25 protein-coding genes and 1 tRNA gene are annotated in these 22,778 nt (G+C 72.1%); 15 read left to right on the top strand and 11 right to left on the bottom strand.

Going from position 1 to position 22,778, the window contains the following annotated elements:
* Positions 1-94 precede the first annotated feature (94 nt).
* The gene (locus OG738_RS19605; RefSeq protein ID WP_329055829.1) at positions 95-1,525 is read left to right on the top strand and encodes a sensor domain-containing diguanylate cyclase; all 1,431 of its coding nucleotides are present in this window, start codon (positions 95-97) and stop codon (positions 1,523-1,525) included.
* 152 nt (positions 1,526-1,677) lie between these two features.
* Here OG738_RS19605 and OG738_RS19600 read toward each other — a convergent pair whose 3' ends face one another.
* Positions 1,678-2,598, bottom strand: coding sequence for a hypothetical protein (locus OG738_RS19600; protein WP_329055828.1), 921 nt, complete (start codon positions 2,596-2,598; stop codon positions 1,678-1,680).
* A gap of 162 nt (positions 2,599-2,760) precedes the next feature.
* Between OG738_RS19600 and OG738_RS19595 the strand changes: the two genes are divergently transcribed.
* The 3 genes from OG738_RS19595 (at position 2,761) to OG738_RS19585 (ending at position 7,419) form a co-directional block, all read left to right on the top strand.
* On the top strand, positions 2,761-4,914 hold the full coding sequence (locus OG738_RS19595; protein WP_329055827.1) for a phospholipase A2: 2,154 nt from the start codon (positions 2,761-2,763) through the stop codon (positions 4,912-4,914).
* A gap of 143 nt (positions 4,915-5,057) precedes the next feature.
* Positions 5,058-6,707: an LCP family protein gene (locus OG738_RS19590; RefSeq protein ID WP_329055825.1), complete on the top strand. Its 1,650-nt coding sequence runs from the start codon at positions 5,058-5,060 to the stop codon at positions 6,705-6,707.
* Positions 6,708-6,948: 241 nt separating this feature from the next.
* Positions 6,949-7,419, top strand: a complete 471-nt coding sequence (locus tag OG738_RS19585; RefSeq protein WP_329055823.1) for a helix-turn-helix domain-containing protein — start codon at positions 6,949-6,951, stop codon at positions 7,417-7,419.
* 61 nt (positions 7,420-7,480) lie between these two features.
* Here OG738_RS19585 and OG738_RS19580 read toward each other — a convergent pair whose 3' ends face one another.
* Positions 7,481-8,938 (bottom strand): flavin-containing monooxygenase, encoded by a 1,458-nt coding sequence (locus OG738_RS19580; RefSeq protein ID WP_329055821.1) that lies wholly within the window; start codon positions 8,936-8,938, stop codon positions 7,481-7,483.
* A 72-nt stretch (positions 8,939-9,010) separates the two neighbouring features.
* Between OG738_RS19580 and OG738_RS19575 the strand changes: the two genes are divergently transcribed.
* Entirely contained in the window at positions 9,011-9,610 is a 600-nt protein-coding gene (locus OG738_RS19575; RefSeq protein WP_329055819.1) for a TetR/AcrR family transcriptional regulator, read from the top strand.
* Between the two features lie 219 nt (positions 9,611-9,829).
* Positions 9,830-10,285, top strand: coding sequence for a hypothetical protein (locus tag OG738_RS19570; protein ID WP_329056760.1), 456 nt, complete (start codon positions 9,830-9,832; stop codon positions 10,283-10,285).
* 3 nt (positions 10,286-10,288) lie between these two features.
* Here OG738_RS19570 and OG738_RS19565 read toward each other — a convergent pair whose 3' ends face one another.
* Entirely contained in the window at positions 10,289-10,510 is a 222-nt protein-coding gene (locus OG738_RS19565; RefSeq protein ID WP_329055818.1) for a DUF3618 domain-containing protein, read from the bottom strand.
* A gap of 98 nt (positions 10,511-10,608) precedes the next feature.
* Here OG738_RS19565 and OG738_RS19560 point away from each other — a divergent pair.
* Positions 10,609-10,682: transfer RNA gene (locus OG738_RS19560), tRNA-Leu, on the top strand.
* 116 nt (positions 10,683-10,798) lie between these two features.
* Here OG738_RS19560 and OG738_RS19555 read toward each other — a convergent pair.
* Positions 10,799-11,650, bottom strand: a complete 852-nt coding sequence (locus OG738_RS19555) for an NAD(P)H-binding protein (RefSeq protein WP_329055816.1) — start codon at positions 11,648-11,650, stop codon at positions 10,799-10,801.
* A gap of 84 nt (positions 11,651-11,734) precedes the next feature.
* On the opposite strand from OG738_RS19555, the gene OG738_RS19550 reads away from it, so the two are divergent.
* Entirely contained in the window at positions 11,735-12,661 is a 927-nt protein-coding gene (locus OG738_RS19550; protein WP_329055814.1) for an AraC family transcriptional regulator, read from the top strand.
* Here the strand turns inward: OG738_RS19550 and OG738_RS19545 are convergent.
* A complete protein-coding gene (locus OG738_RS19545) occupies positions 12,654-13,601 on the bottom strand; it encodes a saccharopine dehydrogenase NADP-binding domain-containing protein (RefSeq protein WP_329055813.1) in 948 nt (315 codons plus the stop codon). The genes OG738_RS19550 and OG738_RS19545 overlap by 8 nt on opposite strands.
* Before the next feature lie 70 nt (positions 13,602-13,671).
* On the opposite strand from OG738_RS19545, the gene OG738_RS19540 reads away from it, so the two are divergent.
* The 6 genes from OG738_RS19540 to bcp all read left to right on the top strand — a co-directional run bounded on the left by OG738_RS19540 (position 13,672) and on the right by bcp (position 17,457).
* Positions 13,672-14,592 carry a helix-turn-helix domain-containing protein gene (locus OG738_RS19540; RefSeq protein ID WP_329055811.1) on the top strand — a complete coding sequence of 307 codons (921 nt, stop codon included), beginning with the start codon at positions 13,672-13,674 and terminating at the stop codon, positions 14,590-14,592.
* Positions 14,593-14,692: 100 nt separating this feature from the next.
* Entirely contained in the window at positions 14,693-14,863 is a 171-nt protein-coding gene (locus OG738_RS19535; RefSeq protein WP_329055809.1) for a helix-turn-helix domain-containing protein, read from the top strand.
* Between the two features lie 141 nt (positions 14,864-15,004).
* Positions 15,005-15,892 (top strand): hypothetical protein, encoded by an 888-nt coding sequence (locus tag OG738_RS19530; protein ID WP_329055807.1) that lies wholly within the window; start codon positions 15,005-15,007, stop codon positions 15,890-15,892.
* A gap of 134 nt (positions 15,893-16,026) precedes the next feature.
* Positions 16,027-16,209: a hypothetical protein gene (locus tag OG738_RS19525; RefSeq protein ID WP_329055806.1), complete on the top strand. Its 183-nt coding sequence runs from the start codon at positions 16,027-16,029 to the stop codon at positions 16,207-16,209.
* Between the two features lie 190 nt (positions 16,210-16,399).
* A complete protein-coding gene (locus OG738_RS19520) occupies positions 16,400-16,939 on the top strand; it encodes a hypothetical protein (RefSeq protein WP_329055805.1) in 540 nt (179 codons plus the stop codon).
* Between the two features lie 44 nt (positions 16,940-16,983).
* Positions 16,984-17,457 carry a thioredoxin-dependent thiol peroxidase gene (gene bcp, locus OG738_RS19515; protein ID WP_329055803.1) on the top strand — a complete coding sequence of 158 codons (474 nt, stop codon included), beginning with the start codon at positions 16,984-16,986 and terminating at the stop codon, positions 17,455-17,457.
* Positions 17,458-17,461: 4 nt separating this feature from the next.
* On the opposite strand, the gene rdgB is transcribed toward bcp, so the two are convergent.
* From rdgB to OG738_RS19490, 5 genes are read right to left on the bottom strand one after another with little or no spacing between them, the layout of a single operon-like run.
* Positions 17,462-18,070 carry an RdgB/HAM1 family non-canonical purine NTP pyrophosphatase gene (gene rdgB / locus OG738_RS19510; RefSeq protein ID WP_329055802.1) on the bottom strand — a complete coding sequence of 203 codons (609 nt, stop codon included), beginning with the start codon at positions 18,068-18,070 and terminating at the stop codon, positions 17,462-17,464.
* Positions 18,067-18,843: a ribonuclease PH gene (rph, locus tag OG738_RS19505; RefSeq protein WP_329055800.1), complete on the bottom strand. Its 777-nt coding sequence runs from the start codon at positions 18,841-18,843 to the stop codon at positions 18,067-18,069. The genes rdgB and rph overlap by 4 nt, the downstream gene beginning before the upstream one ends.
* 25 nt (positions 18,844-18,868) lie before the next feature.
* Positions 18,869-19,636, bottom strand: coding sequence for an MBL fold metallo-hydrolase (locus OG738_RS19500; RefSeq protein ID WP_329055798.1), 768 nt, complete (start codon positions 19,634-19,636; stop codon positions 18,869-18,871).
* 29 nt (positions 19,637-19,665) lie between these two features.
* Entirely contained in the window at positions 19,666-20,472 is an 807-nt protein-coding gene (gene murI / locus OG738_RS19495) for a glutamate racemase (protein WP_329055797.1), read from the bottom strand.
* Entirely contained in the window at positions 20,469-21,113 is a 645-nt protein-coding gene (locus OG738_RS19490) for a rhomboid family intramembrane serine protease (RefSeq protein WP_329055795.1), read from the bottom strand. Before OG738_RS19490 ends, murI begins: the two co-directional genes overlap by 4 nt.
* 92 nt (positions 21,114-21,205) lie before the next feature.
* Between OG738_RS19490 and OG738_RS19485 the strand changes: the two genes are divergently transcribed.
* Complete coding sequence (locus tag OG738_RS19485; RefSeq protein WP_329055794.1) at positions 21,206-22,057, top strand: arylamine N-acetyltransferase family protein; 852 nt, start codon at positions 21,206-21,208, stop codon at positions 22,055-22,057.
* Between the two features lies 1 nt (position 22,058).
* On the opposite strand, the gene OG738_RS19480 is transcribed toward OG738_RS19485, so the two are convergent.
* Positions 22,059-22,775, bottom strand: coding sequence for an aspartate/glutamate racemase family protein (locus OG738_RS19480; RefSeq protein WP_329055792.1), 717 nt, complete (start codon positions 22,773-22,775; stop codon positions 22,059-22,061).
* Between the last annotated feature and the right edge of the window lie 3 nt (positions 22,776-22,778).

Genomic DNA, 22,778 nt, shown 5'->3' with positions numbered 1-22,778 from the left:
TGGGATGGTACCCGGCCGCGGAATGCGTGAACACTCTGCCAGGTACCGATGAGATTACTCAAGGCGGCGACTAGGCTGGAAAGGAGGTGACCAATTGCATCCAGGACCGGACGGCGACCCGGGCGAGCGGGGCGGACCGGCGCCGGCGCAGCGGGGAACCGCGGCGGAACAGGGCGTGACCACGGACGGGTCACCGGCCACGACCGGTGGTCCGGTCGCGACCGTCCGCACCGGCCACGCCTACCGGCCGCGCAACTGGGCGCTGTGGCGCCGCCGGCCGGTGCAGGTCGCGTTCATGCTCGCGGCCGAAGCCGTGGCGGTCGCGATTCTCGTCGTCGCGTTCGCGCGCTCGCCGATTCCGTCCGGAAACGACTGGATCAATTTCGCGATTCTGGCGGCGGGTGCCACCGTGCACATTCAGCTGACGCAGCGTCAGGAAGAACGACGGCGGAACCGGACGAAAACGGTGCTGATCGACCTCACCGCCGTCTGGACGTTTTCCGCGGCGATGATCCTGCCGGTGCCGCTCATTCTGTTCGTCATCGCGGTCATCCGGTTGCAGCACTGGTTCATCGCGCGCCGGCCGGCCCACAACTTCATTTTCTCGTCGATCACGCACGGCCTCGCGGCCACGCTCGCGCACGTCACCTACACGGCGCTCGGACCGCACCTGCTGGGGCCGCCGGACTGGAGCGGCTTCCTCCGCGAGTTCGGCACGATCGTGCTCACCGGGGCCATCTACGAAGCCATCCAGATCGTGTACGTGGGCGGGGTCCTGCTGCTCGGATCCCCCGCCGGGCGCACGGTTCGTAACGTGCTCGGCAGCCCCGCCGACAACACCCTGGAGGCGATCACCATCGGCCTGGGCGCGGTGACCGCGATCCTGCTCGCCGCCGTGCCGCCGATGGTGGCGGTGATGGCTGTGGTCACCGTGGTCTTCAATCGCCTCGCCGAACTCGATCAGCTGCAGAACGACGTCCGGACCGACCCGAAAACCGGGATTCTCAACATGCGCGGCTGGTCGGAGTCGGCCGAGCGGGCACTGGAACGGACCGCCCGATCGGGTGATCAACTGGCGCTGCTGATGGTCGATCTCGACCACTTCAAGTGGATTAACGACACCTATGGCCATCCGGCGGGCGACGACGTCCTCCGCACGGTTGCGCAAACCCTCGACGAAGTGACTCGGCCGAGCGACTTGGTCGGCCGTTTCGGGGGTGAGGAATTCCTCATTCTGCTCCCGGACATCGACGAAGAGTCCACCTGGGACGCGGCCGAGCGCATACGGATTGCGATTGCCAAGTTGCATATCGTGACGACGGACAAGCGTGGCGACCCGGCGACGATCGCGGACCGGACCACGTCGATCGGGGTGGCGCGCCACCCGCGGCACGGGGACACGCTGGAGCGGTTGCTGCAGTCGGCCGACGCGGCGGTGTACCTGGCGAAGGAGAACGGCCGCGACCAGGTCTGCTTCGCCCCGGACACCCCGGGCGGCGGGCTTCCGGCTCCGAGCGAGGCCTGAGTTCACCGGGCCCGGCCTGTCACGCTTCAGCCGCGAGCAGCCGTCCGCTTCCCGAGTGCGAGCGGCACCGGCCGCTCATGACACCCCGGCAGGGCTCCCAACAAGAGCAGGCTGACCGCTGCGGAATCCACGCCGCGTGGCCCCGCGCCGGCCTACTCCAGCCGCTCACACCCCAGCCGGACCGTCAGTTCCCGCTTCACCAGCACCTCGGCCGACGTCCCCGGCGCCGCCGTGTCGAGGCGGAGCAGTTCGCCGCGGTAACCCGCCGACTCCAGGCGCAGCACCCGGGCCCCGGGCGCCGGGCGGGGGTGGCACCAGTGACGCACGATCCCGGTGCCGTCCGGGTCCTTGCGCAGGACGAGGTACTCGTGGCCGAGGTCGTCGGTCACCCGGCCGAGGCCGTTCCACCACAGCGCGCGCAGGGCGAGGCTCTCGCGCACGAAGTCCACCGGTGGATCGGCCCGGACGTCGACCCGGAACCCGCGCTCGCCCACGCGCACCGAGCGGACCTCGAGGAACCCGGTCCCGTCCCGGACCGCCGTGATCCGCGGCACCAGCACCTCCCGATCCCCCGCGCCGACTTCCGCCCGCGGCAGCAACGCGGCCACCACCAGCTCCGCCGCCCGGCGGCCGTCCTCGCCGTCCGGGACCAGCGGCACTCCGCGCAGCTCGTCCGCGAGGAGCCGCCCGCCGCCGGCCTCCGCCCAGTCCAGCGCCGCCGCCCGCAGTCCCGGCTCGGCGCGAAGCCGGGCCGGCAGCGCGCCCGTCCGACACCTTCCGCTGAACCGGGCCGCGCGGACCAGCCGCGCCGCCTCCGGGACGCCCGAGCCGAACCACCCCGTCATCGCCCGGTCGAGCGCGCGCACCTGCGCGGCCAGCACCACCTGCACGACCGTCGAAGGACAACGAAGGGCCAGTTCCGCGGGCGAATGGTGCCGCAGCGCGGACGCCAGCACGGCCAGCTGAGGAGAAACCGGCCGCAGGGCCGCACCCGGAGCGAGCCGGCGCAACGCACGCACCATGTCCGCCACGGGCACGGCGGGCCGCGTGCCGCCGGGATCGGTCGAGCCCACCGCACGCCCTCCTGGTCCGCCGCACCCCCACGGCCAGTCTCGCCGAGGCGGGGCGAGCGCGGAACGTAAGAAGGGGCAGACCCGCGCGCCACCCGATCGGGCAGCACCGGCCTGGGGGCTGTCCCCATGTCGCCGCCGTGACGGTGCTGGCACCCTGGGACCATGCCAGTCCCGACCGAGCCGTCCCGTGTCCGCCGACCCTGGTCGACGTCCGGCTGGCTGCTGCTGGTCCTGCTGGTCGTCTTCGGCTTCGGCCTGATCTCCTCGCGCCCGCCCGCCCCGCCGGACCAGGGGCCGCCCACCGGCGACGTGCTCGCCGCGCAGAACGCGATCGAGGCGCTGGTCCACCCGGGTCCGCACCCCGACGCGCTCGCGCTGCTGCCGAAGGACTTCACCGCGCTAAGCGGCGTCACCCCGGGTGCGATGCCGGCCCGCGACGGCACGGTCCGCGCCGTCCACGTCGACGGCGGCTGCTCGACACCGTGGGGCGACGACAACACGAAGTGGGACTACGCGGTGCCGTGCAAGGCCCACGACCTCGGCTACGACCTGCTGCGCTATGCCGATCGCAAGGGCCACCCGCTCGGCCCGGAGGTCCGCGAAGCGCTGGACAACCAGCTGTCGCACGACATGCACCACGCCTGCGACCTCAACCCGATGAACTCCGCGGGCACCTGCCGGGTCGTCGCGTCGCTCTACTCGGCCGGCCTGGTCGTCAACTCGTGGCACCAGCGCTGGGGCCCGCCGGTCGGCGACCCGATCGGCCCGATGGTCGCCGGCGTGCTCGTGATCGGCTGCCTGCTGGTGTTCCGGCTGCGCGGCTGGCTGCGTGCCCGCCGTGAGCCGCGGGTGCCGGTGCCCGCGGCAGCCCCGGCGCCGGTCAGCCGGTGGGCGCTGCTCGGCGCGGGCGGGGTCGTCCTCCTGCTCCTCGGCGAGTCGGTGACGGCGCTCGCGGACTGGGCCGGTGCCCCCGAAACGGCGCTGTGGCCGCTGACGTGGCTCACCCAGCTCGTCCCGCTGATCTACTTCGCCGGCGGCCACGCCAACGCGGCCGGCTGGCGCGCCGAACTGGACGCGGGCGGCGGCTACCGCCACTACCTGGCCGAGCGCTCCAGCCCGCTGCTGCGCCCGGCGTTGATCTTCGCGGTCGTCGCGCTGCTGACGCCGTTGGCGCTCGAACTGCTCGGCATCCCGGCGGGGACGAACGCGACGGTCATGCGCATCGCGCTGCACCCGTTGTGGCTGCTCGGGGTCTACCTGCTGACGATCGTCTGCGCGCCGCCGCTGCTCGCGCTGCACCGCCGGGCTCCCGTGCCCGCGGCCGCCGGGCTGCTCGCGCTGGTCGTCGCCGGGGAGCTGGCCGCGGACGTGACCGGCTCGCCGCTCCCGCGCTACGCGGCGACGTTCGCCCTCGCGCTCCTCGCCCAGCAACTCGCCTTCCCGCACGCTGACGGCGTACGCCCGTCACGACGCCTGCTTGCCCTGGCCGCCGCGACCGGGGTCGCGGGCCTCGCCGTGGCGAGTGTCCTGCGAGGCGGGCCACCCGTCCTGCTCGGCAGTCCGGGCGCCCCGGCGGCGTTCTCGGCGCCGCCGTGGGGCGTGCTGCTGCTCGGGTTGGCCCAGCTCGGCGTGCTGGGGCTGCTGGCCGACCCGCTGGCGCGTCTAGGCGATCACCCGCGCGTCACCGCCGCCTGCCGGTTTGTGGTGCGCGCGCCGATGAGCCTCTACCTGGCGTTCCTCGCCGGGATGCTGCTGCTGGTCGCGCTCGTCTACCTCCCCGGCCGGATCGCCGACGGGCTGAGCTGGCTGGTCCGGCCGCGGACGCTGGTCGCCGTCGGGCTGCTGGCGGTGCCCGCGACGCTGGTCTTCTGGTGGTTCGAACGGCACGGACACGGCGTCCGGCGGCCCCGCGCGGCCGAGCTCCCCGGCCGCCGGTCGGTGCTGCTGACCAGGGCCGCGGCCGGGTTCGGCATCGGCTACGCGACGCTCGGCGTGTTCGGCTTCGCGCTGACCCGCTTCGGCGGGGTGGCCGCCGACGCCGACCTGCTGGGCCTGCGGCTCGACCCGATCCAGAGCCTGGTGCACCTGCTGCTCGGGGTGTTCCTGCTGCACACGATCCGGCTCGGCGCCGGCGCGGCGACCGGCACCTGGCTCGCAACCGCGCTGGCCTGCGCACCTTCGCTCCTGTTCGCCGACGGCGGCGGCACGTCCGAGCTCCTCGGCGTCACGCTGCACGCGGCGACCGCCGGGTTCGCCCTGCTCGCGGCCGCCGGCACCCTGCTGCCGGCCCGCGAAGCGGCAAATGCGACGTCCTGACCAGGCGTAACCCACGCGGATGCGGGAAACTGGGTGGTGCGTGCCACATTGACCAGGGGATGTGTAACGCTACGGCAACCAGGTGCGGGCACCATGCGTCCCAAGCCCAGGACCGCCGATCGAAGCAGTGAGGAGTCGCCCGCGTGGATCACCCGCCTCGGAACGGGCAAGGCGACCGCCGCCCCGCCCGGCCCCGGCAGGACGAGCCAGGCCGGCGCACGCCACCACCGCGGCGCCCGTCGCCCCGCCGCGAGCCGGTGGACGCGCGCCGCACGCCGCCGCCGGGCCGTCCCCAGCCGCGGCCGGCCCCGCGCGCCCGCCACAACTCCTTCCGCGGCGCGAAGATCGCGCTGACCGTCGTGTCGCTGCTGGTGATGGGCCTGACCGGGTACGCGTGGGCCGCCATGCAGGGCCTGGTCAACGGGCTGAACTACGCGAACGTGATCAGCGACGGCGGCGGGGGCGACAAGCCCGCCGACGGCGCCCGCGACATCCTGCTCGTCGGTCTCGACAGCCGCACCGACGCCCAAGGCAACCCGCTGCCGCGTGAGGTGCTCGACCAGCTGCGCGCCGGCGACTCCAACGGCGAGCTCAACACCGACTCGCTGATCTTCGTGCACATCCCGAACGACGGCAGCAAGGCCGTCGCGATGTCGCTGCCGCGCGACTCCTACGTCGACATCCCCGGCTACGGCAAGCACAAGATCAACTCCGCGTACGCCCGAGCGATGCTGCAGGCTCGCAAGGACCTGCAGAAGCAGGGCGTCACGGACCCGAAGCAGCTCGACGTCCAGGCCAACCAGGCCGGCGCGAAGAAGCTGATCGAGACCATCGAGAAGCTCACCGGGTCGACCATCGACAACTACGCCGCGGTCAACCTGCTCGGCTTCAGCGACATCACGACGGCCATCGGCGGCGTCGACGTCTGCCTGAAGAACAACGTCAAGGACGAGTACTCCGGCGCGGACTTCACCAAGGGCCAGCACACGATCTCCGGCGTCCAGGCGCTCGAGTTCGTCCGGCAGCGCCACGGCCTGCCCAACGGCGACCTCGACCGGGTCGTCCGGCAGCAGGTGTTCATGGCCGGCATGGCGCGCAAGGTGCTCTCGGCCGGCACGCTGACCAACCCGGCCAAGCTCAACGACCTGATCGACGCCATCAAGAAGTCGGTCGTGCTCAACCAGAACTGGGACATCTTCGGGTTCGCCCAGCAGATGAAGGGCCTGACCGGCGGGCAGCTCGAGTTCCGCACCATCCCGGTGAAGAACGTCGAGTACAAGACGCCCGAGGACGGCGTCGCCATCCAGGTCGACCCGGCCGAGGTGAAGCAGTTCGTGCAGGGGCTCGCCGGGCCGCAGCCGGGCCAGACGGCGCCGCCCGCGCAGCAGGCCGACCCCGCGAACAAGGCGACCACGGTCGACGTCCGCAACGCCTCCGGCAAGACCGGGCTGGCCGCGAGCGTCGCGAAGACCCTCGAGAGCAAGGGCTTCACCTCCGGCGACACGGCGAACTCGACCGCGCGCAAGACGACGGTGATCTGGGTGCCCAAGGGCGGCAAGGACAAGGGCCAGGCGGTCGCCGACGCCCTCGGCGGCTCGCCGACGATCCAGGAGGACAAGAGCGTCTCGGCCGGGCACGTGATGGTGTTCCTCGGCTCGGACTACCAGGGGCCGGCCACCGACGCGAGCACCGGTTCGGGTGCCGCCTCCGGCGCGACGTCGCAGGCCCCCGCCCCGCCGCCGGCCGCCGACGACCAGCCGATCACGGCCGAAGGCGTCCCCTGCGTCAACTGAGGGCAGGCACCTCACCAGCGGCGCAATCGATGGTTCCGAAGCCTGCAAACTGCAATTTGCACACCCAGCTACCTGTCGTTAACCCGTTAGGCCTAACTCGCGTAATCGGTATCAAAGACATGCCCGAAACCGCGTAAGGGCCGGGCTCCCGCGCACTTACATACACGTGAGGGTGCACCTGCACGGGAAACTTGTCACCACCGTGCGGATGCCGCGGGAGAGCACGGTAGGGGACATTGATGTGCTGATCGACGCCGAGGACTACCAGCGGATACTCGGGGACGAGCTCCGCAAGCTCAGGCGCAGCCGAGGCTGGACGCGCAAGGAGCTGAACCAGCACCTGCAGAGCGAGATTTCGCTGCAGACGCTGGCCACCTACGAACTGGGCACCAGACAGTGTTCCGTGGTGCGCCTGGTGGAGCTGTGCGTCGCGATGGACGAGCTGCCCCAGGACCTGCTGGCCAAGGTGCACCGCCGGGTGTTCGTCGACGAGCCGGGCCGGGTCCGCGTCGACCTGCGCAAGGTCGTCGCCGACGCCTCCGCCGACCTGCTGCCGTTGCGCCGCTGGGCCGAGGACCGGCTGCGCCAGGGCGGCGAGCACGGCGCCGCCGAGGTCGCGCTCGACCTGCCGGCGCTCGAGCGCATGGCCGAGCTGTGCGGGCTGCCGACCGTCGACCTGATCGCCCGCCTCCGCCGCTACGTCTCCCGCTGATCCCGCCCGGTCGTGAGTGGGAAACAGGGTTAGAACACCGTTTCCCACTCACGACCCTCGGTCAGCCGACCAGGAAGTCCTCGCGCCGCACCTTCCGCGTGTCCAGCCAGTACCGCCAGGTGAAGCCCGGCCAGATCGTCCGGTTGACGCCCTTCGCGTCCAGGTACCAGCTCTTGCAGCCCCCGCGCGTCCAGATGCCCTTCGCCAGCTTGCGCTGGATCCGCGTGTTGAACCGCTCCTGCACCTCGGGCTTCGGCTCGATGGCCTTGCCGCGGGCCAGCCGCAGCGCCTCGGCGACGTAGGAGATCTGCGCCTCGATCATGAACACGACGGAGTTGTGGCCGAGGCCGGTGTTCGGGCCGAGCAGGAAGAACAGGTTCGGGAAGCCGGCGACGGTGATCCCGAGGTGCGTCCGCATCCCCTCGGTCGCCCACTCCTTGCCGAGGTTCCGCCCGTCACGGCCGACGATCTCCAGGTCGTCGAAGGCGTCGGTGACGTGGAAGCCGGTGCCGTAGATGATCACGTCGGCCTCGTGCTCGACACCCGCGGCGTCCACGACGCTGTGCGCCCGGACCTCCTTCACGCCGTCGGTGACGACGTCGACGTTGTCCCGCGCCAGCGCCGGGTAGTAGTCGTTGGAGATCAGCACGCGCTTGCAGCCCATGGTGTAGTCCGGGGTGACCTTGTGCCGCAGCACCGGGTCCTTGATCGCGCCATCGATGGTGCGCTTGGCCAGGCGCTGGCCGATCTTCATCACCCACGACTGGCCGTTGAAGCCGATGGCGCGCGCTTCGAGCAGCCAGTAGAGCGCGTTCCGGTAGGCGCGTTGGGCCGGCGGGAACGCCTTGAACAGCGCCCGCGTGCGCCCGGACATCTCGTGGTCGGCCTTCGGCATGATCCACGGCGGCGTGCGCTGGAACAGCGTCAGCTCTTCGACCTCGGGCGCGATCTTCGGCACGAACTGGACCGCGCTGGCGCCGGTGCCGATGACGGCGACCTTCTTGCCCTTGAGGTCGACGTCGTGGCGCCACCGGGCGGAGTGGTAGGCCGGGCCTCCGAAGCTCTCGATACCGGGGAGGTCCGGGATCATCGGCAGGTGCAGCGCGCCGACCCCGGCGACCAGCGCGGTCCCGGCGAACTCGTCGCCGCCCCTCGTGGCGACGTGCCAGCGGTTCTCGTCGGCGTCCCAGCGGGCGCCGGTCATCTCCTGGCCGAAGCGGATGAACTTCCGCAGGTCGTGCTGGTCGGCGACCTCGCGCAGGTAGCGCCAGATCTCCGGCTGCGGCGAGTACGCCCGCGACCAGCCCGGGTTCTGCGCGAAGGAGAACGAGTACATGTGCGACGGGATGTCGCAGGCGCACCCGGGGTAGCTGTTGTCCCGCCACGTGCCGCCGACGTCGTGCGCCTTTTCGAGGATGACGAAGTCGTCCCGCCCCTCTTTGCGCAGCTGGATCGCCATGCCGAGACCGGAGAACCCGGTCCCGACGATGACGACCCCGGTCTCCGTGCGGTTGCCCATCGCGCCTCCCGGTTGCCTGTTACTCGTCGTCCAGCTTACTCAGAGTAGGTTACTACCGGTAGAGTGTCGCCCGTGACCACCGCGAAGCGCAAGCGCATGCCCCGAGCCGAGCGGATGCGGCAGATGGTCGAGGTCGCCGAGCAGGTGTTTTCGGCGCGCGGCTACGCGGCGGCGTCCATGGACGAGATCGCCGAGCTGGTGGGCGTCTCGAAGCCGATGCTCTACGAGTACTTCAACTCGAAGGAAGGCCTGCTGCTGGCGTGCATCCGCGAGTCGCGGTCGGTGCTGCGCGAGGTCACCGAGCAGGCCACGGTCGGCGCGGCCACGGCCGAAGAAGCCCTGCGCCGCGGCCTGCTGGCGTTCTTCGTCTTCATCCGCGAGCGCCGCGAGGCGTGGTCGCTGCTGCGCCACGAGATGGCGTTGATCGGCACCCCGGCCGCCGACGAGGTCGAGGAGACCCGGCGCCAGCAGACCGACCTGATCGCCGCACTGATGAGCGGCTACTTCGACAGCGGCGACGACCTTCGAGCCGAAGCGGCCGCGGAATTCGTCGTCGGCGCCTGCGAACGGCTCGCGATCTGGTGCGAGCGGCACGACGAAGTGAGCCCGGAAACCGCCACCGAATACGCCATGGACGTGCTGTGGAGCGGCCTGCAGCACCGTGCACGGTAGTTTGCAAGTGCATTAGGCCATTTGGTCGCTACTCAGCGCTGTCGTGTCGTGTGACACAGAGTTGCTCTACGGTACTCAAGACACGGTAGAAAGTGTGCTGGACTTTCACGGCCGAGAGGGGGCGCGTCCCGCATCTCCCCGAAAGCTGCGTCATGGGAATGCGGTAGCCGCGTCACGGTTGTGTAAAGCATGGTGGTGAGGGAGAGGGGCGTGAGGCAGATGGTGGAAGCGATCACGGCGACGTACGTCCAAGAGGACGCCGACTGGGCGATCACGGTCAGCGGCCAAGGCAAGGAGCTGACCGCCCGCGCACCCGGCATCATCGCCGCGCGCGACCGGGCCGACCAGCTGGTGGAGGAACTCGGCGGCGAGGGCAAGACCACCGTCGTGCACCTGCTCAACGGCAGTGCGCTGGATTTCACCAGCGCGTACATGACCGCCCGGCTGACGCTCCCGAAGCTGCCGCCGCTCGAGGTCCCGCCGCCCGGCAGCGTGCCGAAGCAGCAGACCACCGAGAAGGCCCCGGACGCGGTCGTGGCCCCAGCCCCGCCGGCTCCGGCGGAAAAGAAGCCCGCGCTGCCGCCGGGCAAGCAGCTCCCCAAGGCGGTCGAGGAGAGCAAGCCGGCGGCGGCCGAGCCCCCGGCAACCGAGAAGGCCGCCGAGGCGCGCGCCTGAGCGCTACTTGAGCAGCTTCCGCACCAGCAGGACGAGCACGAGGATCCCGCCCCCGATCAGCGGGTACTTGACCTTGGGATTGTCCAGCTTGGCGCGCACGCCGTCCTTCGCCGACTCCGCGAGCTTCTTCGGGTCGGCCTTGACGGTCAGCTGGTCGAGCGTCGCGGCCAGGGCCGTCCTCGCCTGCTCGATCTCACGCTCGATCGTCTCGGGATCGCGGGCCACGTGTCCTCCTCGCCGCAGGGACTTCCGGGCCCCAACTTAGTCGACCGCCCCACCGCCGCCGCACGGGCCACGCCGCACGCTACGCTTCCGACTGGCTGGGGCCCGTAGCCCAATTGGCAGAGGCACATGGTTTAGGTCCATGCCAGTGAGAGTTCGAGTCTCTCCGGGCCCACGTTCCGCTTCTACTCGGCGCTTCGCGCCTGCACTGAGCTTCGCTTCGGCGTGTCTTCTGGGGGTGCAACCCCCAGACCCCGCCCGGCGGGCTTCGCCCCCGGACCCCCGCCGTGGTCACGTTGGGTTCGTCGGCCGCCAGGTTTCCTCCGCGTACGCCTGTGGCGTGCGGGGCGCCTTGCCTGTCAGGTGCTCGAAGTCGTGGGTTACCGGGGCGAATACTCCCGCCCGGACCAGCTTGAACAGGTGCAGCATGTGGTCCACCCACTCCTTGGGGCGACCGGACTCCTCGAAGTGCTTTCGGTGCTCCTCCGGGGTTGCGTCCACGTGGACGATCGGGCGGCCCGACACCTTCGCCAGCAGCTCCGCCACCTCGCCGAACGTCAGCGACTCCGGTCCCGTGATCGTGTAGCCGCGGCCGTCGTGCCCTTCTTCGGTCATGACCGCGACCGCGGCGCCTGCGAGGTCGCGCGTGTCGGTGAACGCGGCCCGGCTCTCGCCGCTGCCCGCGTACAGCTCGCCCGTCTCGCGCAGCGCCCTCGCGAAGACCCACTCGTCCTCGTCGAAGTTCTGCAGGAACCAGCTCGGCCGCAAGATTGTCCAGCGCTTGCCGGAGTTCTGCACCGCCAGCTCGACGGCCCTTCGCGGCGCGTCGTCCGACGTGCGGTCGACACCCACCGCGGACATCAGCACCACGCGCCGCACCGCCGGTGCCGCGCCGAGGAAGCGCGTGATGATCGTGGCCGCCTGGTCGTCGCTGTCGAGTCCCTTGAGGAACACCGCGTCGGCGTCACCGAGCGCCGGCGCCCACGTCGTTTCGTCGTACCAGTCGAACCGCACCGGCGTCACGGACCCGTTCGGTTCGCCGGGGTGGCGGCTCGCCGCCCGGACCGGCAGGCCCGCCGCCGTCAGAGCGTCCACCACGCGGCGTCCGGCCTTGCCTGTCGCACCTTCGATCCACACCGTCATCTCTTCAAGTTAGGCACGATCGACGAGACGGAGAATGGCTGAAAAGCGCGTTGTGTTGTCCCAGCGTCTCGCTATGGTGGGCCGATGGACGTGCTCGCGGATGTGCTCGGGGCCCTGCGCGCCGGCACGCCGGTCGCCGCCCACACCGAGGCGCACGCGCCGTGGGGCCTGCGCTTCGACCACACCACCGGCGCCGCCTTCCACGTCGTGCTGGCGGGCACGTCCTGGCTGACCCCGCTGCCCGGGGGCCCGGCGTTCGAGCCGGTCGAGCTCGGCCAGGGGGACGTCGCCCTGCTCGGCCGCGGTGTCCCGCACGCGATGACATCCGCGCCCGGCACGGCTCTCGTCGACTTCCGGCCCACACGCCCATCGCCGGCCACGCCCTTCGGACGCGTCTCGCTCCCCGGGCCCGGCGCCCGCGCGACGATCCTCTGCGGCGCGTACCGGTTGCAGCGGCACCGGCCGCACCCGCTCCTGCGGGACCTGCCCGAGGTCATGCACCTGCCCGCCGCGCCGGGACACCACCCGGGGCTGCGCACGATGGTCCGGCTCCTCGGCGACGAGCTCGCGGCACACCCGCCCGGAGCCGCCGTGGTGGCGCCCTCGCTGGTCGACGCCCTGCTGGTCTACATGCTCCGCGCGTGGCTGGGCGAGAAGGCCGGGGCACCCGGGTGGTCGGGCGCACTCGCCGACCCGGTGACGGCACGCGCACTGGCCGCGATCCACGGCGAGCCGGCCCGGGCGTGGACCGTCGAGCAGCTCGGCGCCGCGGCCGGGCTGTCCCGGGCCGCGTTCGCCCGGCGGTTCACCACCCTGGTGGGCGAGCCGCCGCTGACGTACCTCACCCGCTGGCGGATGACGACGGCCGCGCGGCTCCTGCGCGACACCGACAAGCCGCTGGCGCAGGTGGCTTCGGCCGTCGGGTACGGGTCGGCGTTCGCCTTCGCCAAAGCCTTCCGGCGCGAGTACGCGACGACCCCGGGCGGCTACCGCGCCACCGCGCTCAGCTGAACTCGACCGTGACGTGCGGCGCCAGCGCGCGCAGGAAGTCCGGCGCGTCGAAGATCTCCCCCGCCGCGGCGACGCCCTTCGCCTTCGTCCGTCCACTCAGGATCCGCGCCACCGCTTCGACGGCGAGCGGCGCGCTGACCGCGTAGATGTCCTGCCCGCGGGCGACGGCCCGGCGCTCCACGCCGCCGAAACGGACGACGACGTCGACGACGAAGCTCTCGGCTGAGTCGCGCTCGCCGGCCGCCGCCAGGCCCTGCGCCGCGTCGACCGTCAGGTAGCTGGTGACGTCGCGAACGTTCAGGTGCCGCGGGATCGTCACGATGTCGGCCATCGAGAACTCGCCGAGCACCGGCCGGGTGCCGAGCGGCTCGGGGAACGTCCACTCGAGCGTCGGGAGGGCGTCGTCGCGGTGCTCCAGCCGGCCGCCCGCGAACCGGATGCGCTTGCTGCCACGGCGTTCCCGGGACACCCGGCCGGCCGCGAGGGTCCCGGGTGTGGGGTGCCAGCCGCTGAGGCCGTAGGCGACGTGGACCTCGTCGGCCGTCGTCCGGTCGCCCATCGCCGCCGTCGCCAGCAGGTCGCCCAGGCCGCCGAAGAACGCCATCGCGGGCACCACCACGGTGTCCACGTCCAGCGCGAACGTGTCGAGGTTGGCCTCGATCTCGGCGGCGACGTCCACGTACGGGACACCCGCGCGCGCCGCCGCCTCGATCACCGGGAGGGCCGTCACGGCGAACGGGCCCGCGCAGTTGATCACGGCCGCGACGCCGTCGAAAGCGCGGTCGAGCGACGCCGGGTCGTCGACCGAGGCCGGGCGTCCGCCCCGCAGCTTGGCCGCGTCACGGCCGGAAAGGATGGGTTCGAAGCCACGTCTGCGCAGCTCAGCCACCACGAAACGGCCGGTGTGCCCGTAGGCGCCGTATACGAGTACCGAAGTCATGAAGCCATCCTGGCGACGACGGTTCGCCGACGACAGTGTCCGTAACGACGTGCTGCGTACACTTTCGGACATGCACGCTGTCGCGCTCGCCGCCACCGACGGGATGCTGCCCTTCGAGCTGACGATCGCGTCCGAGGTGTTCGGCGAGGACCCGCGGTACGCCTTCGCCGTCTGCGGCTCCGGCCCGGTGCGGGTCGGCCGCTTCGTCCTGGACCCCGACCACGGCCTCGACCGGCTCGCGCGCGCCGGGACGGTGATCGTGCCCGGCTGGGCCGACGTCGACGCGGATCCGCCGGCGGACCTGGTCGAGGCGGTGCAGGCGGCGCACGCGGCCGGCGCTCGGGTGGCGTCGCTCTGCACGGGCGCGTTCGTGCTGGCCGCGGCCGGGCTGCTGGACGGCCTCCGCGCGACGACGCACTGGGCGCACACCGGCGTCCTCGCGGCCCGGTTCCCGCGGGTGACGGTGGACCCGGACGTGCTGTACGTGGACAACGGCAGCGTGCTGACGTCGGCGGGCAAGGCCGCGGCGATGGACCTGTGCCTGCACCTGGTCCGCGCCGACCACGGCCCGGCGGCGGCCAACGCGGTCGCCCGCCGGCTGGTGGTGCCCCCGCACCGCGCGGGCGGCCAGGCCCAGTACGTGACGACGCCGGTCCCCGCCCGCGACGACCACCCGCTGACGGCGCTGCTCCCGTGGATCACTGCCCGCCTCGACCGGCCGCTGACCGTGGAAGATCTGGCCCGGCAGGCGAAGGTCAGCACCCGCCACCTGACCCGCCACTTCCACGCGGCAACGGGCACGACGCCGTTGCAGTGGCTGGTGACGCAGCGGATCCGCCGTGCCCAGGAGCTGCTGGAGAAGACGGACGCGGGCGTGGACACGATCGCGGCGGCGGTCGGCATGGGCACGGCGACGACGTTGCGGAGGCACTTCAACCGCACGGTCGGCGTGCCCCCGGACACCTACCGGCGCACGTTCCGCGGTCAGTAGCGCACGTCGCTCTGCAGCAGCGGCGGTACACAGTGGACGGTTCACCGACGATCGGGACCACCGTGCCCGGGCGGGAACGCAGCCACGCCACGCCGAGCCGATGCGGGTCGAGGAGCCGGCGAATCCGAGCGGGCTGAGCGTGTCCGCGTTCCACCGGCACTTCCGCGCGATCACGGCACTGAGCCCGCTGCAGTTCCGGAAGCGCATCCGCCTGCAGGAGGCGCGGTCGCTGCTGCTGGCCAACGCGGGCGTCGCGCACCTGGACGGCTAGGACAGCCCGTCGCAGTTCAACCGCGAGTACCGCCGCCTGTTCGGCGCCCCGCCCGGCCAGGACGCGGCGCGGCGGGCCCGCAGCTGCCGTGCGGTCCGATCCGTTCAAGACCCGCAGCCGCGCCGGTGCGACGCTGACGGCATGGCTGTGAACCTTTCCGCGGCGGCGTCGTTCCTGGCGACGCACGCCCGGCTCCTGGACCGACGCCGTTTCGAGCTGCTCCGCGGCGAGATCGGCGCCGACGCCGTGCTGGCCGCCGTCGACGGCTACCGCAATCCCGACGGCGGCTACGGCTGGGGTCTCGAACCCGACCTGCGGGCGCCGGAGAGCCAGCCCGGCGGCGCGCTCCACGCCCTCGAGGTGTTCGAAGACGCCGCGCCGGCCACCTCCCCGCACGCGGCCCGCCTGTGCGACTGGCTCGCCTCGGTTTCCACGCCGGACGGCGGCCTGCCGTTCGCCCTGCCGGTGGCCGACCCGGCGGGCTGCGCCCCGTTCTGGGTCCAAGCCGACCCGAAGCAGGCTGCGCTGCAGAGCACGGCGTTCGCCGCCGGTGTCGCCCTGCGCGTCGCCCGCCACGACCGCGCGGTGCGCGAACACCCCTGGCTCGCCGCGGCGACGGAGTACTGCTTCCGCGAGATCCGCGAGCTTTGCGAAGCGCCGCACGCGATCGCGCTGGCGTTCGCGGTGGGCGTCGTCGACGCGGCGCACGACTTCCACGCGGAGGCGGCGGCGCTGCTGGACCGGCTGGCCGCCTTCGTCTCCCCTGACGGCCTGGTCCCGGTGGCCGGCGGTGCGGAAGGGGAAACCCTGCGCGCACTGGACTTCGCACCGCTGCCGGACCGCCCGGCCCGCGCGTTGTTCACCGGCGCCGTGATCGACGCTGAGCTGCGGCGGCTCGCCGGCGAGCAGCAGGACGACGGCGGCTGGCGGGTCGACTTCGCGAGCTGTTCGCCCGCGGCGGAGCTCGAGTGGCGGGGCTACGCGACGGTCCGCGCGGTCTCGATCCTGCAGCGCAACGGAGTGCTCTGACGATCTACACGAGCGCCATCGACGTCCACTCGCCCGTGGCACGTCCGGTCACGGGCGGTGAGCGGTCACGCGGCTTCCGGTGTGCGCGGCCGTACCCGTACTGTGACGGGGAAGCCGGTGCCCGGAGGTGAAGCATGTCGTCGCGCAACCCGTTGAGCTGGTTCACCCGCTGGGCCGACTGGTTCGAGGAACGCGGCGTCTACGTGCCCGGCGAGGAGAGCCGCGCGGTCGATCCCGTCCGCGATTTCGGCTGGTTGATGGCCTCCTGGGTGGCCGGCGTGGCGATCTTCATCCTGCTGTTCGCGCTCGCGGTTTAAGTGGCATGTCGGGGGTGATTGTCACCACCCGTGCCGTTCCGGTCACGGATTGGCCACGGCGCGGCACCAGGTGCGCGACAACCCCTCGTGGCGCCTCGTAACCACGCGCGATCACGGCCAGAGTGGAGCGGGTTCGCCCGGCACACCGATGCCGAACGGCACCCCCGACCCGCCGACTGGAGTACCCGCGATGGCGCTCGCGCGCACGTGCAAGATCATCTTCACCACAGGACTGCTTTCCCTGGCGGTGGCGTGCGGGGTCCCTTCGACGCAGGGCGGCACCGCGGCCCTCGGCGCGGGCGGCGGCCAGGCGGGCGCCAGCGCGGCGCAGGCGGGCAACGACCTCAAGTTCGGCGCCGACCACCGCTTCGCCAGCGGCGTCATCATCTCGGTCGGCTCGCCCCAGTCGTTCCAGCCCAGCGCGTCGGCGTACCCGCGCACCCCGCGCGGCGCGGCCTTCGACGTCGAGCTGACGAACGACGGCGCGACGACGTACAAGCTCTCCGGCCTCACCGTCACCGCCACCTCGGCGGGCAGCGTGGTCAAGCAGGTCGTGGACACGCCTCAGGGGTTCACCGGCATCGCCGACGCGGGCAAGGACGTGCTGCCCGGCCGCTCGGTGCACGTCACGCTGGCCTTCGCGGTGCCGCAGGAGCAGACGCAGCTGCGGCTGCAGATCCGGCCGAGCGCGACCGAGGCCGCCGCGGTCACCTACTGCGGCCCGGCCTGACATCGCCGTCGGATCGGCACCACCAGGCGCAGTAGGCTCGGGCCATGACCGAGCGACTTTCCCCGGGCGACGAAGCCCCGGACTTCACCCTGCCCGACAGCGAGGGCAAGGACGTCTCGCTGCGCGATTTCCGCGGCAAGTCCGTCGTCGTGTACTTCTACCCGGCCGCGAGCACGCCGGGCTGTACCAAGCAGGCCTGCGACTTCCGCGACAACCTCGCCGAGCTGAACGACGCCGGCTACCAGGTCATCGGCGTCTCGCCGGACACGCAGGCGAAACTCGCCAAGTTCGTCGAGAACGAGAAGCTGACGTTCCCGCTCGTGGGCGACCCGGACAAGAAGGTGATCGAAGCCTGGGGCGCGTACGGTGAGAAGAAGAACTACGGGAAGACCTACCTGGGCGTCATCCGGTCGACGTTCGTCGTCGACGCCGACGGCAAGATCGCCAACGCCTGGTACAACGTCCGCGCGAGCGGGCACGTGGCGAAGCTGATCCGCGACCTCGGCCTGGCTTCCTGAGGCGTCAGCCTTCCGCGAGCTCCCGCAGCGCCGGGAGCAGGGCCCGCAACGCCCTGCCCCGGTGCGAGACGGCGTCCTTTTCGGACGGCTCCAGCTCCGCCGACGTCCGGGTTTCGCCGTCCGGCCGGAAGATCGGGTCGTAGCCGAAGCCGTGGGTACCGCGCCGGTCCCGGACCATCGTGCCGCGCCACTCGCCGCGGACCACCGTCTCCTCGCCGGACGGCAGCACCAGCGCCGCCGCGCAGACGAACTGGGCGCCGCGGCGCTCGTCCGGGACGTCGCCGAGCTGGCCCAGCACCAGGTTCAGGTTCGCCTCGTCATCGCCGTGCTGGCCCGACCAGCGCGCCGACAGCACGCCCGGCATGCCGTTCAGCGCGTCGATCGCGATGCCCGAATCGTCGGCGATGGCGGGCAGCCCACAGGCCGCCACGGCGTCACGCGCCTTCGCCACCGCGTTGCCCTCGAAGTCCGGCGCGGTCTCCGGCGCTTCCGGGAACGAGGGGACGTCTGCGAGCCCGAGGACCTCGATGCCGGAAATGCCTTCGGCGGCAAGGATTCGCCGCAGCTCGCCGAGCTTCTTCGCGTTGCGCGTGGCCAGAAGCAGCTTCGTCACTTCGAGCCCTTCTTCCTGTCCGGGCGCGGCTCCGGCAGCTCGCCCGGGTACGGCAGCGCCAGCGCCTCGTTCTGCAGCCGGGTCAGCTCCTCGCAGCCGGCCTGCGCCAGGTCCAGCATCTTGTCCAAAGTGGACCGGGCGAAGGTCGCGCCCTCGCCGGTGCCCTGCACCTCGATCAGCGTGCCCGCGTCGGTGGCGACGACGTTCATGTCCACCTCGGCGCGCGAGTCCTCTTCGTACGGCAGGTCGAGCCGCACGCGGCCGTCGACCACGCCGACGCTCACCGCGGCCACCGACGACGACAGCGGCTGCGGGTCGTTGAGCCGGTTCGCCGCACCCAGCCAGGTGATCGCGTCGGCCAGCGCGACGTAGCCGCCGGTCACCGCGGCCGTGCGGGTGCCGCCGTCGGCCTGGATGACGTCGCAGTCGATGACGATCGTGTTCTCGCCCAGCGCGGCCAGGTCGATGCAGGCGCGCAGCGAGCGGCCGATCAGCCGCGAGATCTCGTGCGTGCGCCCGCCGATCCGGCCCTTCACCGATTCGCGGTCACCGCGCGTGTTGGTGGCGGACGGCAGCATCGCGTACTCGGCGGTCACCCACCCGAGCCCCGACCCGGCCCGCCAGCGCGGCACGCCTTCGGTGACGCTCGCGGCGCACAGCACCCGCGTGTTGCCGAATTCGATCAGCACCGACCCCGCCGGCCACTGCTGGAATCCCCGGGTGATCTTGATGTCACGGAGCTGGTCGTCGTTCCTGCCGTCTTTTCGAGCCACGGAGAGCACTCTAGGACCGCACCGCTCAGACGTCGTAGACGGCACCCTGCTTGACGACCTCGGCCCCCGGGAACTCCGCCGACGCCTCGGCGAGAACCGCGCCCGCGTCGGTCCACGGCGCGATGTGCGTCAGCAGCAGCCGCCCGACGGCGGCGTCGCGCGCCAGTTCGCCGGCCTGTTTCCCGGACAGGTGCACGCCGGCCGGCCGCTCGGCCGAGTCCGTCCACGAGGCCTCGGCGAGCAGCAGGTCGACGCCGTCGGCGAGCTCGTTCAGCGCCGCGCACGGCCCGGTGTCGCCGGTGAAGGCGAGGATCCGGCCGCCGTAGGAGATGCGCAGGCCGTACGCCGGGGTCGGGTGGTCGACCTCGACCGCGACGACCTCGAACGGGCCGATGCGGAACGGCTCCGGCCGCAGCGGGCGGAAGTCGTAGACGTCGGTGAGGTCGGTGACGGCCCGCTCGGTCTCGTTGGGCGCGTACGCGTTCGCGAGCCGCAGCGGCGCGTCGTGCGGAGCGTACAGCGGCAGCAGGCGCGGGCGTGCCGGGTACGGCGGCGCCGGGTGGTAGCGGCGCAGGACGGTGAGCGCGCTGACGTCGGCGCAGTGGTCGGGGTGCAGGTGCGTGAGCACCAGGGCGTCCAGGTCGAACGGATCGGCCACGGCCTGCAGCTGCGCCAGCGTGCCGTTGCCGAGTTCGAGGCCGAGCAGGAAGCCTTCGGCCTCGACCAGGTAGCCGGACGCGGCGGTGTTCGGCCCGGGGATGCTGCCGGAGCACCCGAGGATGGTCAGTCGCACTTCGCCACCCTAAGCGCCCGAACGCCTGATCACGCGGTGGTGGGAGCGAGGACACCCGGGGCGAACCCCATGAACCGCGCGGCGAGCCGGGTGAACGGCTCGGCCGAGCCGGTGGCCAGGAACTCGTGCCGCGGCGGCGTCTCCCGGGTCGTCAGCAGGTCCCGCTCGGTGAGCACGCGGACGACGTCCTTCGCGGTCTCGTCGGCGCTGGAAACCAGGGTGACTTCCTGGCCCATCACGATCTGCAGCACGCCCTGCAGGAGCGGGTAGTGCGTGCAGCCGAGCACGAGCGTGTCGACTTCGGCGTCGAGCAGCGGCTGCAGGTAGCCCTGCGCGAGCCCGAGCACCTGCCTGCCGGAGGTGATGCCGCGCTCGACGAAGTCGACGAACCGCGGGCAGGCGACGCTGGTGAGCGTGATGCCCGGCGCGGCGGCGAACGCGTCCTCGTAGGCGCGCGAGCGCACGGTGCCTTCGGTGCCGATCACGCCGACCCGGCCGGTGTGCGTGGCCACGACGGCGCGGCGCGCGGCAGGCAGGACGACCTCGATCACCGGCACGTCGTAGCGCTCGCGCGCGTCGCGCAGGCAGGCCGCAGACGCCGTGTTGCACGCGATGACCAGCGCCTTCACGCCGCTTTCGACGATCTCGTCGAGCGCCGCGAGCGCGTAGCTGCGGGCGGTGGCGATCGGGAGCGGGCCGTACGGGTTGTGCGCGGTGTCGCCGACGTAGCGGAGCTGCTCGGCGGGCAGCTGCTCGAGGAGCGCCCTCGCGACCGTCAGCCCGCCGACGCCGGAATCGAACACGCCGATCGGGGCATCAGCGGGCGAAGAGGTCACCCTTCGAGGTTACCCGGGGCCGCGGGCACGGCTTTGCGCGACTTGCCGGTGCGGCTGGTCAGCCACGCCGCGAGGACGCCGGCCAGCGCGCCGAAGACGTGTCCCTGCCAGGAGACCCCGGGGTTGCCCGGCAGCAGGCCGGCGAGCATGCCGCTCCACACGCCGAGCAGGACGACGGCGACCAGGATCTGCCCGGCCGCGCGGTTGAAGATGCCGCGCACCAGCAGGTAGGCGAGCCAGCCGAAGACCAGCCCGGACGCGCCGACGGTGACCGTGTTCGCCGGCCCGATCAGCCACACCCCCAGCCCGGACACCACCCAGATGATGGCCGTGACCAGGGCGAACCGCCCGATCCCGGCGGCCATGGCGAGGAAGGAGAGCACGAGCACCGGCACGGTGTTCGCGAACAGGTGCGACCAGCCGGCGTGCAGCAGCGGCGCGAACAGCACGCCGTCCAGGCCGGACAGCACCCGCGAGTGGATGCCGCCCTGGTCCAGGTCGCCGGGCAGGAGCACGTCCACCAGCTCGACCAGGTAGAGCAGCAGGGTGAACGAGAGCGCGACGAGCGCGGCTGCCTTCGGTTTCGGTGGCAGCACACGCTTGGCTTCGTCAGCTTCCGGGGCCGGGTGCAAAGTGCTCACGTCTTCGAGGCTACGTCCGGACCAGCGGCTCCACCTCGGGTGAAATCCCTGATCCCGGGCTTTTGTCGGTGCCTGCCGCTAACGTCTGCGGCATGGGGAACTTCGACGTTGACGGATACCTGGAGCGGCTCGGCCTCGACGCGGAGCCGCCGAGCGTCGCCGCGTTGCGGCGCCTGCACGCGGCGCAGGTCGAGCGCGTGCCGTACGAGGCGCTGGAGATCCAGCTCGGGCGGCCGACGCCGCTGGAGCCGTCGGCGTCGCTCGCGCGGATCCTGCGCGGCCGCGGCGGGTACTGCTACCACTTGAACGGCGCCTTTTCGGCCTTGCTGCGCGAGCTCGGTTACCAGGTCACGCGCCACCTCGGCGGGGTGCAGGGCGGTCCGGGCGACGTGCCGAACATCGACCGCAACCACCTGGCGCTGACCGTCTCCGGCCTGCCGGACGACCCGGAGACGACGTGGCTGGTGGACGCGGGCCTCGGCGACGGCATCCACCAGCCGCTCCCCCTACGGGAAGGCTCGTACACCCAGGGCCCGCACACCTACCGGCTGCGGCCGTCGGAGGTGGCGCCGGGCGGCTGGCGGTTCGACCACGACCCGTCGGGCAGCTTCGCCGGCTTCGACTTCGCGCCGGGCGCGGCGGAGATGGGCGACTTCGCGGCGAAGCACGCGTGGCTGTCGACGTCGCCGGAGTCCGGGTTCGTGCGGGTCTGCGTGCTGCAGCGCCGGGACGCGGCGGGCGTCGACACGCTGCGCGCGCGGACGCTGAACCGCCACGGCACCAAGGAGGTCGTCGAGTCGCCGTCGGAGTGGTGGACGGCCGCGGCGGACGTCTTCGGCGTCACCCCGGACCTGTTCACGGCCGAGGAGCGCGAGCGGCTGTGGCGGCAGGTCGTGGCGCAGCACGAGGCCCACGCGAGCGGCGGGCCGGTGGTCGCCGTGTGACTCAGGCGGGCGGCGCGGGCAGCGGGGTCTTGCCCAGCGCGAAGTCGACGGCGGCGTCGGCGTGCAGGCGGGTCGTGGGGAACGTCGGCACCGGCGCGTCCTCCGGGCCGACGAGCAGCTCGATCTCGGTGCAGCCGTAGATCACGCCCTCGGCGCCCGCCTCGACGAGCCGCCCGATCACGCCGCGGTAGGCCTCGCGGGACTCGGGCTTGACGACACCGAGCACCAGTTCGTCGTAGATGACCCGGTGCACCAGGTCACGGTCTTCTTCGCCGGGCACGAGCACGTCGAGCCCATGCGCGGCGAGCCGGTCGCGGTAGAACGGCTGTCCCATGGTGAACCCGGTGCCCAGCAGCCCGACCCGCCGGATGCCGGCGGCCTTGATGGCCGCGGCGGTGGCGTCGCCGAGGTGCAGCAGCGGGATGCCGAGGCCGTCCTCGAGCCGGTCGGCGACCTTGTGCATGGTGTTGGTGCAGAGCACGACGAAGTCGGCGCCGGCGGCTTCCAGCGCGCGAGCGGCGCGGTTGAGCTCCGCGCCGGCGTCGTCCCAGCGCCCCTCGGCCTGCATCCGCTCGATGGCGGCGAAGTCGACGGAGTAGAGCACGGAGTGGGCGGAGTGGAAGCCACCGAGCAGGGTTTTCACCCGTTCGTTGACGAGCCGGTAGTACTCGATCGACGATTCCCAGCTCATCCCGCCCAGCAGCCCGATGACCTTCATGAT

Source organism: Amycolatopsis sp. NBC_01488 (genome assembly GCF_036227105.1).
Taxonomy (GTDB): Bacteria; Actinomycetota; Actinomycetes; order Mycobacteriales; family Pseudonocardiaceae; genus Amycolatopsis.
This window is presented reverse-complemented; position numbering and strand designations above follow the sequence as displayed.